Origin of the sequence: Vescimonas coprocola, assembly GCF_018408575.1 — a bacterium.
GTDB classification, from domain to species: Bacteria; Bacillota; Clostridia; order Oscillospirales; family Oscillospiraceae; genus Vescimonas; species Vescimonas coprocola.
Window position 1 is genome coordinate 1,831,530 of the sequence record NZ_AP023418.1, and the last position, 13,391, is coordinate 1,844,920.

15 protein-coding genes and 2 tRNA genes are annotated in these 13,391 nt (G+C 62.9%); 8 read left to right on the forward strand and 9 right to left on the reverse strand.

The genetic code is table 11. The features are described from left to right. Positions 1-123 precede the first annotated feature (123 nt). The 3 genes from KJS28_RS09025 to KJS28_RS09035 all read left to right on the forward strand — a co-directional run bounded on the left by KJS28_RS09025 (position 124) and on the right by KJS28_RS09035 (position 924). Positions 124-303: a hypothetical protein gene (locus KJS28_RS09025; RefSeq protein WP_021858577.1), complete on the forward strand. Its 180-nt coding sequence runs from the start codon at positions 124-126 to the stop codon at positions 301-303. Between the two features lie 127 nt (positions 304-430). Continuing rightward, positions 431-522: transfer RNA gene (locus KJS28_RS09030), tRNA-Ser, on the forward strand. Between the two features lie 183 nt (positions 523-705). Next, positions 706-924 (forward strand): PF20097 family protein, encoded by a 219-nt coding sequence (locus tag KJS28_RS09035; protein ID WP_213540640.1) that lies wholly within the window; start codon positions 706-708, stop codon positions 922-924. A 76-nt stretch (positions 925-1,000) separates the two neighbouring features. Here KJS28_RS09035 and KJS28_RS09040 read toward each other — a convergent pair whose 3' ends face one another. After that, entirely contained in the window at positions 1,001-1,444 is a 444-nt protein-coding gene (locus tag KJS28_RS09040; protein ID WP_213540641.1) for an Hsp20/alpha crystallin family protein, read from the reverse strand. 374 nt (positions 1,445-1,818) lie between these two features. Here KJS28_RS09040 and KJS28_RS09045 point away from each other — a divergent pair, with 374 nt between their 5' ends. The 5 genes from KJS28_RS09045 (at position 1,819) to KJS28_RS09065 (ending at position 6,316) form a co-directional block, all read left to right on the forward strand. Next, entirely contained in the window at positions 1,819-2,499 is a 681-nt protein-coding gene (locus KJS28_RS09045) for a response regulator transcription factor (RefSeq protein ID WP_021858757.1), read from the forward strand. Beyond that, a complete protein-coding gene (locus KJS28_RS09050; protein WP_213540642.1) occupies positions 2,499-3,947 on the forward strand; it encodes a sensor histidine kinase in 1,449 nt (482 codons plus the stop codon). The genes KJS28_RS09045 and KJS28_RS09050 overlap by 1 nt, the downstream gene beginning before the upstream one ends. A gap of 13 nt (positions 3,948-3,960) precedes the next feature. Further along, entirely contained in the window at positions 3,961-5,319 is a 1,359-nt protein-coding gene (locus tag KJS28_RS09055) for a S1C family serine protease (protein WP_213540643.1), read from the forward strand. Positions 5,320-5,380: 61 nt separating this feature from the next. Next, entirely contained in the window at positions 5,381-5,770 is a 390-nt protein-coding gene (locus KJS28_RS09060; protein WP_213540644.1) for a hypothetical protein, read from the forward strand. Between the two features lie 33 nt (positions 5,771-5,803). Then, positions 5,804-6,316: a flavodoxin gene (locus KJS28_RS09065; RefSeq protein ID WP_213540645.1), complete on the forward strand. Its 513-nt coding sequence runs from the start codon at positions 5,804-5,806 to the stop codon at positions 6,314-6,316. 521 nt (positions 6,317-6,837) lie between these two features. Here the strand turns inward: KJS28_RS09065 and KJS28_RS09070 are convergent. From KJS28_RS09070 to KJS28_RS09105, 8 genes are all read right to left on the reverse strand, one after another. Further along, positions 6,838-6,914 (reverse strand) — tRNA-Pro (locus KJS28_RS09070). 116 nt (positions 6,915-7,030) lie between these two features. Continuing rightward, entirely contained in the window at positions 7,031-7,846 is an 816-nt protein-coding gene (gene aroE / locus KJS28_RS09075; RefSeq protein WP_213540646.1) for a shikimate dehydrogenase, read from the reverse strand. Further along, positions 7,846-8,274: a type II 3-dehydroquinate dehydratase gene (aroQ, locus tag KJS28_RS09080; protein WP_213540647.1), complete on the reverse strand. Its 429-nt coding sequence runs from the start codon at positions 8,272-8,274 to the stop codon at positions 7,846-7,848. The genes aroE and aroQ overlap by 1 nt, the downstream gene beginning before the upstream one ends. Beyond that, positions 8,271-8,762, reverse strand: coding sequence for a shikimate kinase (locus KJS28_RS09085; RefSeq protein ID WP_213540648.1), 492 nt, complete (start codon positions 8,760-8,762; stop codon positions 8,271-8,273). Before KJS28_RS09085 ends, aroQ begins: the two co-directional genes overlap by 4 nt. Then, the gene (locus KJS28_RS09090) at positions 8,759-9,967 is read right to left on the reverse strand and encodes a chorismate synthase (RefSeq protein WP_213540649.1); all 1,209 of its coding nucleotides are present in this window, start codon (positions 9,965-9,967) and stop codon (positions 8,759-8,761) included. The genes KJS28_RS09085 and KJS28_RS09090 overlap by 4 nt, the downstream gene beginning before the upstream one ends. Next, on the reverse strand, positions 9,964-11,082 hold the full coding sequence (locus KJS28_RS09095; protein WP_213540650.1) for a 3-phosphoshikimate 1-carboxyvinyltransferase: 1,119 nt from the start codon (positions 11,080-11,082) through the stop codon (positions 9,964-9,966). Before KJS28_RS09095 ends, KJS28_RS09090 begins: the two co-directional genes overlap by 4 nt. Continuing rightward, positions 11,073-12,104, reverse strand: coding sequence for a 3-dehydroquinate synthase (aroB, locus tag KJS28_RS09100; protein ID WP_213540651.1), 1,032 nt, complete (start codon positions 12,102-12,104; stop codon positions 11,073-11,075). The genes KJS28_RS09095 and aroB overlap by 10 nt, the downstream gene beginning before the upstream one ends. A 390-nt stretch (positions 12,105-12,494) precedes the next feature. Further along, positions 12,495-13,271 (reverse strand): Ig-like domain-containing protein, encoded by a 777-nt coding sequence (locus tag KJS28_RS09105; RefSeq protein ID WP_213540652.1) that lies wholly within the window; start codon positions 13,269-13,271, stop codon positions 12,495-12,497. Between the last annotated feature and the right edge of the window lie 120 nt (positions 13,272-13,391).

Here is a 13,391-nt window from a genome sequence, read left to right on the forward strand (position 1 = left end):
CGGCGGCATGATCAGATATTTTATTCATTATATGCGCTGCGGCGACTTTTGGCAAGGCATAGACGGTTATTTCCCGCCGGAATGGATATACTATGACCGTACCGAAAAAGGAGTGATGCAGGAATGTGTAAGGTCAGTACGTTCGTCACTGGCGTATGCGTCGGCATGGTGGCCGGCGCATTGGTAGAGGTGATGGTCATTCCCCGGCCGAAGACGAGAAAAACCGCTGTGGGCAAAGCCATGCAGCGGATGGGTAACGCAGTGGATTCGGCGCTGGAGACCGTTGCCGAGAAGATGAACTGAGGGTATCGCATGGAAGGGGGCCGCAAGCGGCCCCCTTCCAAAAATTATTGGCTTTTTTGTGCTTTTCGCTTGACAAGGCGCAGATTTTTGGTATAATAGACCGTGCTGTTGCGGCAGCATTTTATATGCAGTGGTATCGAAGTGGTCATAACGAGCACGACTGGAAATCGTGTTGCCGTCAAAAGCGGCACGAGGGTTCAAATCCCTCCCACTGCGCCAGAAAAAAGGTCTTTGTCCCATGGGACAAAGACCTTTTGATTTTCCCCCGGCGCCTTCCCCGCAGAAAGGCGACCGCTGCCGGAGTTTTTCTCCCCCCTCTGGAAAATCCTCCGCCGCTGTGATAGAATAGACCTCCCGGAGGGCTTTGGCCGCCGGAGACTATCACAGCAAGGAGAATGTACCATGCAATGTCCCGTATGCGGTAAGGAGATGAAAACCGGTGCCTCCACCTTCATGGGCTCCACCGGCCTGACCCCTATGGCCTGCGTGTTCACCGACAGCGAGGTCAAGCAAAAGGGCTTCTTCCGGCACAATGTTGTCTCCAAGGTCCTCCTGCAGGGCGACGACATAGAGACCTACTTCTGTGAGTCCTGCCAGCTGCTCCTGCCCCTGATCCGCTGACATCCCGGCACGCAAAAAGGGTCCCCGGCTCTCGCCGGGGACCCTTTCCCGTCTCTTACGGACGCTCACAGAGCGCTTACAGAATGTTGATGGACGTCTGCTTGGGCAGCTGCTTCTTGGCCGCCTTCGGCACGGAGATGGTCAGGATGCCGTCCTCGAACTTGGCGGACACCTCCTCCGGCTCCACATCCTCGCCTACGTAGAAGCTGCGGCTGCAGGCCCCGGCATAGCGCTCCTGACGGATGTACTTGCCCTTCTTGTCCTGCTCCTCCTTGTCCAGACCCTTAGCGGCCTGAATGGTCAGATAACCGTTCTTCAGCTCCACATTGACCTCGTCCTTCTTGAAGCCCGGCAGGTCGATATCCAGCTCATAGGAGTTCTCTGTCTCCCGCACGTCTGTCTTCATCAGGTTCTTGCCGTGCTTGCCATACAGCGGGTCACGGCCCTGAGGTACCATCATCCCGAAAGGATCAGAGAAGAAATCATCAAACAAATTCTCACCAAAAATGCTGGGCAACATAAGTCATACCTCCATTCAAAATTCCGGGTGCCGGTGTCTCACCGGCGCCAACTTTTGTCACCGCTTACACATTGTATGCGTTTTCCGTTCCCCGGTGGAGTTCTTTGGCTCTCTCCCTTGGAACAGCTTCATCATAGCACCGTTTTTAGCACTGTCAAGTGTCGAGTGCTAATGTTCACAGAAGTACCTATGTTTGTTCATAAAATATCCGAAAAGTCCCCCCTTGCCCCCCAGCCCACCGAAAAATATTGTCCGGGGCATATACAAACGGCCGAAAGTGTGGTATACTTTCATGAACCAATTTACAAAATGTTCAGGAAGCCCGAAAACTGCCGGGTATAATGGTAATATAGTATATAAATGGGAGGTTTCCTATGGCACGCAATATTCTGGTGGTCGAGGATGACCGCAATATTTCCGACCTGATCCGGATGTATCTGGAGAAGGAGGGCTTCGACGTCCGCATCGCCTATGACGGCGGCAAGGCCGTGGAGGAGTACGACCGGCAGGCGCCGGACATGGTGCTGCTGGATATCATGCTGCCGGTGATGGACGGCTGGTCCGTCTGCGCCCACATCCGGGAAAAGGCCAAGACACCCATCATCATGCTGACGGCTAAAAGCGAAGTCAACGACCGCATCACCGGTCTGGAGATGGGCGCCGACGACTATCTGGTCAAGCCCTTCGAGATGAAGGAGCTGATGGCCCGCATCAACGCCGTGCTGCGCCGCAGCGAGATCCCCGACGACACCCGCAAGCGTCTGGTGTTCGACAAGCTGGAGATCAATCTGGACAGCTACGAGCTGCTGGTGGACGGCAAGAAGGTGGATACGCCCCCAAAAGAGCTGGAGCTGCTGTACCATCTGGCCTCCACGCCCAACCGGGTCTACACCCGCAACCAGCTGCTGGACGAGGTGTGGGGCTTCGACTACTTCGGTGACTCCCGGACAGTGGACGTCCATATCAAGCGCCTGCGGGAGAAGATCGAGAATGTCTCCGACCAGTGGGAGCTGAAAACCGTGTGGGGCGTGGGCTATAAGTTTGAAGTGAAGTGATGGCAGAGCGCAAGAAACGGTTCAGCGGGCTCTACTGGCAGCAGTTCGCCCTGACCGCCGGCATGGTGATGCTGACGCTGCTGCTGCTGGGCGTGTCCTTTTTCGCCCTGAGCTATAACTATAACTTCACCGAGCGGCGGGACGAGCTGCAGGAGCGGGCCAGTCTCATTGCTCAGGTGTCCGTGGACTACCTGAAGTCCGGCGGCCAGACGGAGGATGAAAACCTCAAGCGCTTCATCAGTCTGGGTAGCGCCATGACCAACGCCGAATTTCTGGTGTGCAACGACAGCGGCTATGCCCTGCTGACGGCGGACCAGCGGCTGGGGGGCAAGGTGGTGGCCATCCCGCAGGAGATCACGCAGGAGGTCCTGACGGGCAGCGGCCTGTATCAGGGCCGCAGCAGTCTGGGCGGTGCCTACACCTCCAAACAGTTCGTGGTGGGCGTCCCCGTTCAGGACGGCGACCAGACCATCGGCATGGTGCTGGCGGTGATGAACGCCCGCTCCGTCATGGGGATGTGGCGGTCCTTCATCAGCCTGTTCCTCATGACCTCCGCCATTATCCTGCTGCTGGTGTTCATCGTCACCTCCCTGACCTCCATGCGGCAGATCCAGCCCATCCGGGAGATGGTGCAGGCCACGCGGGCCTACGCCGCCGGGAACTTCGACGTGCGGATGCAGGACGCCGACCGGGGCGATGAGATCGGCGAGCTGGCGGCGGGCTTTAACAACATGGCGGACTCTCTGGCGGAGACGGAGCGCCAGCGCCGGGACTTCATCGCCAACATCTCCCATGAATTAAAGACCCCCATGACCTCCATCGCCGGCTACACCGACGGTATTCTGGACGGCACCATCCCGCCGGAAAAAGAACGCAAGTACCTGCAAATTATCTCCGACGAGAGCCGTCGGCTCAGCCGTCTGGTGCGCCGGATGCTGGATATCTCTCAGATCCAGTCGCAGGAGATGAAAAAAGAGGACTTCGACCTGTGCGAGAGTATGCGTCTGGCGCTGCTGTCCATGGAGCAGAAGATCACCGACCGGGAGTTGGACGTAGAGGCGGACATCCCGGAGGAGCCTGTGATGGTGGAGGGCGTCAACGACCTTATCACCCAGGTCATCTACAACCTGCTGGAAAACGCCACCAAGTTCGCCGCTCCCCACTCATCCCTGTATCTGGGGCTGGCCGTCCATGGGGAGAAGGCCGTGGTCACGGTACGCAACGTCGGTCAGACCATCCCCGCCGAGGAGATCCCCCTGCTGTTTGAGCGCTTCCACAAGTCTGACAAATCCCGCAGCGAGGATAAGGACGGCTACGGGCTGGGCCTGTACGTGGTAAAGACCATCCTGTCTCAGCACAAGGAGCAGATCACCGTCACCAGCGAAAACGGCGTCACCGCCTTCAGCTTTACCGTTCAGATGGCTCACCCCATGCGGAACGAACCGTGAGAGGAAGTATCCTATGTATAATGACGAAAACAGAGAATTTGACCCGGTAGGCGGCGATCTGCCGCCCCAGCCGCAGCAGGACCGGACGGACCTGCCGGAGGAGGAGCCGGACGAGATCGTCAGCTGGTACACCCCCCGGCAGGAGGAGCCGGAGGAGGTCGTCAACTACTTCGTCCAGCAGCGCCCCATACCTCAGAACGTCTGGAAGCAGGCCGCCAAGACCCAGCGTAAGCGCCGCCGTCTGTGGACGTGGCTGGGCATAGGCGGCATAGCGCTGGTGGTCGTGGTCATCGTGGTAGCGGCCATCCTGTCCTCCACCGCCTCCAGCGCCCCCAGCCTGCCGGGCAGCGACGACGGCGACTCCGCCAGCAGCATGGTGGATATCTTCCGCAAGAAGGAGACCACCATCCCCCGCATCTCCGGGGAGGAGGGCGTGAAGCTCAGCTGTCAGGACCCCTCCGGTGAGGAGCTTACCATTCAGCAGGTGTACGCTAAGGTGAACCCGTCGGTGGTGGCGGTGGTGGCGGAGCAGTCCGACGGCTCTGCCGCCGTGGGTACCGGCGTCATCATGACCGAGAGCGGCTATATCATCACCAACGCCCACGTCATCTCCGGCGGCAAGAGCTGCTGGGTGGCGCTGGACACCGGCGTCACCTACGACGCCCGTCTGGTGGGCTATGACGAGGACGAGGATCTGGCGGTACTGCGGGCCATTGCGGACAATCCCCTGCCGGCGGCGGAGTTCGGCAACTCCGACCTGCTGACGGTGGGCGACCCGGTGTACGCCATCGGCAACCCTTTGGGCGTAGAGCTGCGGGGGACCCTTACCAACGGCATTGTCTCCGCCATCAACCGTGAGGTGGAGATGCAGGGCCGCACCATGACCATGATCCAGACCAACGCCGCCCTGAATAACGGCAACTCCGGCGGCCCCCTCATCAACAGCTACGGGCAGGTCATCGGCATCAACACCATGAAAATGAGCAACTCCAGCCTCTCCGAGGACGAGGCCACCGTGGAGGGACTGGGCTTCGCCCTGCCCATCAGCTCCGTGTCCTTCGTGGTCAATGACCTCATCGCCCACGGGGAGTTTCTGGGTACCCCCACCATCGGTATCACCGTCCGCACCATCGAAAAGTCCGGCGGCGGCACGCAGGTGGAGGTCTACACCGTGGACGACACCCTGGGCGCTGCGGAGGCCGGTGTGCAGCCCGGCGATATCATTCTGGAGGCGGACGGTCAGCCTGTCTCCGTCACCAGCGATCTGCTGACGGTGCGGCGCAGCCACTCCGTGGGCGACACCATCCGCCTGACCATCCAGCGGGACGGCCAGTCCCTGACGGTGGACGTGGTTCTGTACGCCAGCAAATAACCCCTGCGCCGCACGGGGCCGGAGAGGCCCGGTGCGGCGCACCGCTTTCAAGGAGGAACTTATGAAGCAGCATCCTTTGCAGACGGCGGGCCGGGTGCGCCTGCCCTATACCCGGCGGCGAAGTGATGCCCGGTGCGTCACCTCGCTGTCCCAGCTGCCGGACGTACCGGAGCTAAAGGCCTACGGCCCCGATTTTTTCGCCGGCCACGCCCTGCTGCTGGTGTCGGATACCACCGCCTCCGGCTCCCTGCGTCCCACCCTCCACACCGCCGACATAGCAGACGGCCACGGCACGGTGCGGCTGCAGCGCCCCCTGCCGGCCCGGAACCAGTGCGTCACGCAGGACATGGCCACTTGGCTCCTGTGGGCGGAGGTCCCCGCCTTTTGGGCCGACCTCTCCTGGGCGGTAGCGAACCCTGCCCTCCCCCCGGAGCGCCTGTCCCGGTATTAAGAACCCCCGGCAGTATAGAAAGGAGTCTTTGATATGGCTATTCTGATCGCTTACTACTCCCGTGCGGGAGAGAACTACTTCGGCGGCTCCTACCGCCGCATCCCCGTGGGCAACACCCGGCGGGTGGCGGAGCAGCTGGCATCCCTCACCGGCGGCGACCTGCTGGAGCTCCGTCAGGCCCACCCCTATTCCGACGACTACCGCACCTGCGTGGCACAGGCCAGAGCCGACTGGCAGCAGAGCGCCCGCCCGGAGGTGCTGGACCTGCCGGAAGATCTGGCGGGCTACGACCGCATCTATCTGGGCTATCCCAACTACTGCGGCACCATGCCCATGGCGGTCTATACCTTCTTGGAGCACTATGACCTTACCGGCAAGGTCATCTGCCCCTTCTGCACCCACGAGGGCAGCGGCCTCTCCCAGACGGAGCGGGACATCCGCAAAGCCGCACCGGGGGCCACCGTCACCCGCGGCCTTGCCATCCACGGCAGCCACGTGGACGAGGCCGCACCGGCCCTGACCCAGTGGGTCAATGAAGTGCAGTAACATGGACTGTCAGGAAATCCGGGGGACCTACGGGCCACCGCTGCATCCTACAGCGCCCAGCGGCAGCAGTCGGCACCGCTGCCTACAGCAACGGATGTAAGATCACCGCAGAGCTTATCCGTAAATGTATGGCGAGGTTCACCAAGCGGGATATCCAAAAGTTTATAAAAGCAGATGGCATTTCTGTTACCGCTGCGGAGCAACTCAGGCTTTTCTAGGCATACTGTTTGGAAAGGCGGCGCTGCCACGGAAGCAATCCCTGTTTGACACCGACCTGGGGGATGCGTTCGAGTGCGCCGCCCATCATCTCACCTCTGTCATGGCGCCACAGGCCAAAGAAATTCTGCGTGCGTACAAAAACGCTCTCCAAAAAAGTTGCAAAAAGTGACTTTTTCAAAACCAAGCTTTCGCACTTTTTTCACCGCCGTTATGGTGGCGTTATGCACGACTTCTTCCTCTGATTCAAGAGTCCCGTAAAAGCGCAAAAAAGTTCCGAAATCCACAGATTTCGGAACTTTTTTTGGTCCGAGTGTCGAGATTCGAACTCGAGGCCTCTTGAACCCCATTCAAGCGCGATACCAAACTTCGCCACACCCGGATACCATATTCACTTGCTGCATCACGTCAGCTTGATTACTATACCACACTCCTTTTTATTTTGCAAGCCCTATTTCAGATTTTTTTGCATTTTTTACGGAAGCGGCAGCCGCTCCCCTACTGCGCCGCCTCCAACTCCTGCAGGATATCCCGGCACAGGGCCGCATCCGGTACTATGCCGGTGAAGTAGGCGAAGGCCAGCGCCGCCTGCTGCACCAGCAGGGCAAGCCCTCCCACTGCCGTCAGGCCCCGGTGCTCCGCCGCTCGCATCAGAGCTGTGTCCGTGGGATGGTACACCAAATCGTATACCACCGCCTTCGTCGGCAGCGCCTGTACGAAATCCAAAGACTCGAACTCCGGCGAACCCTCCATACCCAGCGGTGTGGCGTTCAACAGCAGCCCATGCTCTGCGGCGGCACGGGGCAGGTCCTCCCATGAGACAGTTACACCGCCGCACCGGGCAGCCAGCGCCGCTGCCTTTTCCGGTGTCCGGGCGCACACCGTCACCCGGCAGCCCGCCTGCGCCAGCGCCAGCGCCGCCGCCTTGGCGGCTCCCCCGGCCCCCAGCACCAGCGCCGCCTGCCCCGACGGCGCAAAGCCCCGCAGCCGCAGGCTCTCTACCACCCCCGGCCCGTCGGTGTTATACCCCACGGCCCGGCCATCCCGGAAGCATACGGTGTTCACGGCTCCGCAGGAGGCCGTCCACGGCTCCACCGCATCCAGCAGCGGCAGGATGCGCTCCTTCAGGGGCATGGTGACGTTGCACCCGTCCCACGCTCCCCGGCGGCCCTGCGCCACAAAGTCCTCCAGTGTCTCCGCCGTCACCGTCATTGCTTCATAGCTTCCGGCAGCACCGCACCTCTCCATAAATCGCCGGTGGATGCGGGGCGACAGGCTGTGACCCACCGGATCCCCGATGACGCACAGCCGCATCACAGGCCCTCCGCCAGCAGTACCAGCGCCTCCAGATAGCCGTCAAAGCCGTGGCCTACGATCTGCCCCCGGCAGGCCGGGGCCGTCACCGATATCTGCCGGAAGGGCTCCCGCTGACGGATATTCGACAGGTGTACCTCCACCGCCGGGACATCTACCGCCCGCAGAGCATCGTAAATGGCATAGCTGTAATGGGTATAGGCCGCCGGGTTGATGACGATGCCGTCATAGACCCCCGCCGCCTGCTGAATGGTGTCGATGATAACCCCTTCGTGATTGCTCTGGAAGCAGTCCGCCTCCCAGCCGTGGGCGGCGGCATAGTCCTGCACCCGGCGGCACAGGGTCTCATAGGTTCCGGTGCCGTAGATATCCGGCTCCCGGCTGCCCAGCAGATTCAGATTCGGCCCGTTGATGATGAGAAATTTCATACCCGTTCCCTCCATATGGCGGCAATGACCTCTGCCGCCGCCTGCGCCGTATCCTCCCGGATGGCGTAGTCGGCACAGATGCGATACAGCGCCTCCCGCTGCCGCCGCAGCGTCTCCAGCGAACCGCCCCCGGCCAGCAGCGGGCGGTTCGCTCTTTCTAATGTGCGCTCAATATCTGCCACCGGGCGATCCAGCCAGAATACCACGCCGCTGCGCCGCAGCAGCGCCCGGTTCTCCGGCCGCAGCACGGCCCCGCCGCCGGTGACCAGCACGCAGTCCTCTCCGGCGCAGAGTGCCTGCAATGCCGCCGTCTCCCAGCGGCGGAAGCACTCCTCTCCGCTGGAAAACAGCTGCGCCACCGTTCTTTCCGCCAGCCGCTCCACCTGCGGGTCGCAGTCCCGGAAGGGCAGGCCCAACTGCCGGGCCAGCAGCCCGCCTACGGTGGTTTTTCCGCTGCCGGGAAGCCCGATGAGGATCAGCTTTTTCATGCCTGCTCCTCCCGGCTCAGCTCCATCAGCAGGCGGAACAGCCGCTCCACCTGCTGCCGCCTCTCCGGGACCAGATCGCCCCGTGTGTGCAGCACCTGCTCCTCCCGACCGGCATCCTGCACCGGCAGGTGATGCTCCCGTTTATAGGCGCCGATCCGGCGGGAAATGGACTGTCTTTGGACAAAAAGCGTCGTCAACTCTGTGTCCAGAATGTCCAGCTGGCCACGCAAATCGTCCAATTCTCCGCCGCCGTCGGCGCCCTTCAGTCTCCACAGGGCCAAGGCCGCCGCACTCTCCACCACCACCGGCGCCCGCAGGGCGATGCAGGCATCGTGACGGCCACCGATGGTGATTTTTGTGTTGGTCATAGTTTCAAGGTCGATGGTCTCCTGCGGCTGGGCGATGGAGGGGGTGGGGCGGAAGGTCACGGTGAACTCCACCGGCATCCCGTTGGTGATGCCGCCGTTGATGCCGCCGCTGTGATTGGTGACAGACCAGACCCTCCGGCCGTCGGTACGCCAAGGGTCGTTGGCCTGACTGCCCCGGAGGGCGGCAAGCTCCTCCCCGGCCCCGAAGGCCACCGCCTTCACGCCGGGGATGGCGAACACGTGGCGGGCGATCTCCGACTCCACCGTCTCCCGCCAGTCCGGGCCGCCCCAGCCGGCGGGCAGGCCCGTGACGATGCAGCGCACCTGACCACCCACGGAGTCCCCAGTCTGGCGGGCCGCCTCCGCCCGCTGGCGCAGGGCATTTTCGTCAATAACTTGTGCATTTACTTCAATATCTTGTAGACTCAGCCAGTTTTTTGCCAAGGCGCCTGCCGCCACCAGAGGGGCCGTCAGCCGTCCGGAAAAGGCCCCGCCGCCACGGGGATCGTTGCGCCCACCGCTCTGCACCCAAGCGGTGTAGTCGGCGTGGCTGGGCCGGGGCGTGTGGCGCAGGGCATCGTAATCCGCCGAGCGAACGTCCCGGTTCCGCAGCAGCAGGCACACCGGCATTCCGGTGGTCACGCCCTGATAGACCCCGCTGAGCACCTCCACCTGATCCGGCTCATGCCGGGCGGTGGAGAGAGGATCTTGGGGCGCACGGCGCAGCAGCTGACGGCAGATGAACTCCTCATCCACCGGCAGACCCGGCGGCACATCCCGCAGCAGCACTCCCACGGCGGGGCCGTGGGACTCCCCGAATATGGTATAATCCATCATGTCAAGTGTTCCACCTTTCCACCCAGTTGGGCATAGTCCCGCCAGAAGGCCGGATAGGATTTGGCGGTGCAGTCCGCTCCCCGCAGCACCACCGGCTCCCGGCAGAAGGGGGCGGCGCAGGCCGCCAGCATAGCCAGCCGATGATCTCCGGCGCTCTGCACCTCGCCGCCCTGAAGACACGCCACACCACGGACGGCAAGACCGTCCGCCGTCTCCTGCGCCCGGCCGCCCAATGCCGTCAGCAGGGCCGCCGTGGCCGCCAAGCGGTCGCTCTCCTTACGCCGCAGGCGGGCAGCATCTGTGAAGCGTATCTCCTTGTCAGGCCGCAGCGCCGCCAGCAGAGCCAGCGGCGGCAGCAGATCCGGGTTCTCCCGGAGGGACACCTGTTGGGGAAGCTCCCGGCACAGGGTCAACGCCCTGCGGTCCCCCTGCCGGGAGTCCTGCCGCAGACCCGTTACCGTGATGCCTTGGCCCAGCGCCGCCAGCACCAGCCAATAGGCCGCCGCCGACCAGTCCCCCTCCTGCTCCATGGGCAGAGGCGCAAAGCGCTGGCCGCCGGGAATGCGCCAGCCGCCCCGCGCCCGGTGCAGCACGACACCGTAGCGCTCCAGCACCCACGCCGTTAAGTCCACATAGGGCCGGGACACCGGCCCCGGCGCCTCCAGCCGGGAGTCCTCCCGGCACAGGGGCAGGGCCATGAGCATCCCGCTGATGAGCTGGGAGGTATCGCCCCCCGGCAGACGGTACACGCCGCCGGTAAGGCGGCCCGTGACCCGCAGTCCGCCGGGACAGGGCGTCACGCCCCACAGTCCCGGCATCACCCGCTCCAGCAGCCGGGGCGTACCGGTGAACGTCACCTCACGGCCAAGCACCATGGCCAGCGGCAGCAGGAAACGCAGGGTACTGCCGCTGGCTCCGCAGGGAACCTCCTCCCCGCCGCCGTATAAGACCCGCAAGCCCGCCGCCGTGGCCCGGATATCCTCCGGGGCGTCGGGAGGCAGCGGTGGAAAACGGCCAGACGCCGCCTGACAGATCAGCTCCCGGTGCCAGCGGCTCTTGGAAGGTGGGGCCGCCACTGTCCCCGCCAGCGGGGCGGGATACAGCTTCACATCCATCGGGTTTCCTCCAGCAGCTCCTCCGGCGTCACCGACCACAGCACGCCGTGGCCGGGGCGCTCCAGCACCGCAATGGTCATCTCGCCGCCGCTGCGTTTTTTGTCCCGCAGCAGGTACTGCCGCCATGCCGCCTCCGGCAGATCATCCAGCTTCCGAGGCAGGTCATAGCGCTCCAGCAGCGCTCCCAGCCGGGCCAGCATGGCGGTCTGGTCGCTGCCGTGGGCCGTCTGCCAGCGGAGCATCTCCATCATACCAGCCGCCACGCACTCGCCGTGGGTATAGCGGCCGCCGCCCAGCGCCTCCATGGCGTGGCCGAAGGTATGGCCGAAGTTCAGCAGCCGACGGGGGCCTTCGTCCCGCTCATCCTGCGCCACCAGCGCCGCCTTGCAGGCAAGGCACCGGCGGATGATCCGGGGCCAGTCCGGCTCCTGCTGCTCCAGCCGGGTCAGCAGCTCCTCGTCAGCGATGCAGCCGTATTTGATGACCTCGGCCATGCCGCAGGCCAGCTGACGCCGGGGCAGAGTGGCAAGGCAGACGGTATCCGCCAGCACCATGCGGGGCTGGTAGAAGCAGCCCAGCAGGTTTTTCCCCTCCGGCAGATCCAGCCCCGTTTTGCCGCCTACGGCGCTATCCACCTGCGCCAGCAGGGTGGTGGGGGCCTGCACCAGCGCCACGCCACGCAGCAGCGTGGCCGCCGCAAAGCCCGCCAGATCGCCGGTAACCCCGCCGCCCAGGGCCACGATGCCATCGCTGCGGGTCAGGCCCAGCTGCACCAGCCGGCGGCACAGCCGGTCGTACTCCTCCAGCGACTTGGAGCCTTCCCCTGCCGGGAAGGTCACCAGCGGCCAGCCGGTGCGGCGGGCCAGCGGAGCGCCGTACAGGGCTGCCACCGTGTCGTCGCAGACGATGACCCAGCGGCCCACACCCAGCGGGCGCAGCAGCTCCTCCGCCTGCTCCAGCAGGCCGCCGCCGATGTGGATGGGGTAGCTGCGCCGTCCCAGCGCCACCTGTAAGGTCTCCATAGGCCCACCTCCTCTCGTTTTTCCTATTGTAGCGGGTTTTGCCGGGGAAGTAAAGCCGCAGTGAAAAATCCAAGGGATTTTTCACTGCGGGCGGGAGACGGGGCTGTGGAAGATGCGAAAAGAGCCGCCTCCTGTGGGAGGCGGCTCTTTCGATGCCTGAAAATCCACGGGATTTTCAGGCAAAGGGCTTGCAGTCTGCTGCGTGCATAATTTGTGTGCCGATGGCCCGCAAATTCCACACTGGCAGCCTGAGAGGTATTTTCGCTGACGTACACGCCGCCAGCGAAAATCATCCTGCTTCTTTGCCGCCTGTGGGAGACAAACTTTTTGAGACCTGCGGGGGCGCAAAAAAGAGCCGCCTCCTGTGGGAGGCGGCTCTTGGGGATTTAGTTACCACACAATGACAGTTATCGTCAGCGTCTGACCATCCACTTCGGCAGTCACCGTAGTCTTACCAGATGCCACAGCTGTCACTTCACCGGCGCTGTTAACGGTGACAACACCGCTGTTTTCGGTACTCCACTTCACGGTGGAATCTGTGCCGTCCACAGTCAAAGGAACAGCTGGTTCGCCCACGCTCATTGCAAACTCCGTCTGGGCAACTCCCTCGCTACTATAGATGGAGCGCAGCACCAGATCCTTCTTGGGGGCCTCCTTCACGGTAACGGTGCAGGTGACGGGGTCGGCACCCTCGGCGGAGGCGGAGATGGTGGCCGTACCAGCGGCGACAGCGGTGACGGTGCCGTCCTCGCCCACGGCGGCGACGCCGGCATTGCTGGAGGTCCACGTGATGCCCTCAGCGCCGGTGGCTGTCAGCTTCCCGGTGCCGCCGACGGTCAGCTCCAGAGCCGTCTGGTCCAGAGACAGAGTGACGGCGGGGGTGTTGGGATCCACGTCCTCTGTGGGGTTCTTGGGGGGATCGGGCTGGTCGTCGCCGGGCTTTCCGCTGCCGATGAGGGTATAGAGCAGCACCCCCGCCACCAGCACCAGCACCAGCACCAGCGTGGGGCCGAGGATGCTGGGGCTCTTCTGGCGGTGGACCCGGCGGCCGGGATTCACCGGCTTTTTGCCGCCGTTGGCAAAGGCTTCGTCCTCCTCGCAGAAGGGACAGGTCTTATAGCTATCGGAGAACATTTCTCCGCACTTAGGGCATTTCAACAGGCTCATGGAATCTCCTCCAATTAAAAACGCCGCAGGGGCGATAACACAGTAGTAAACTTATATCTGTTATAATACCCGTTTTGCCGCCCTCCGTCAACTGTAATTGCTGGAAGTTCAAGCTTTTTT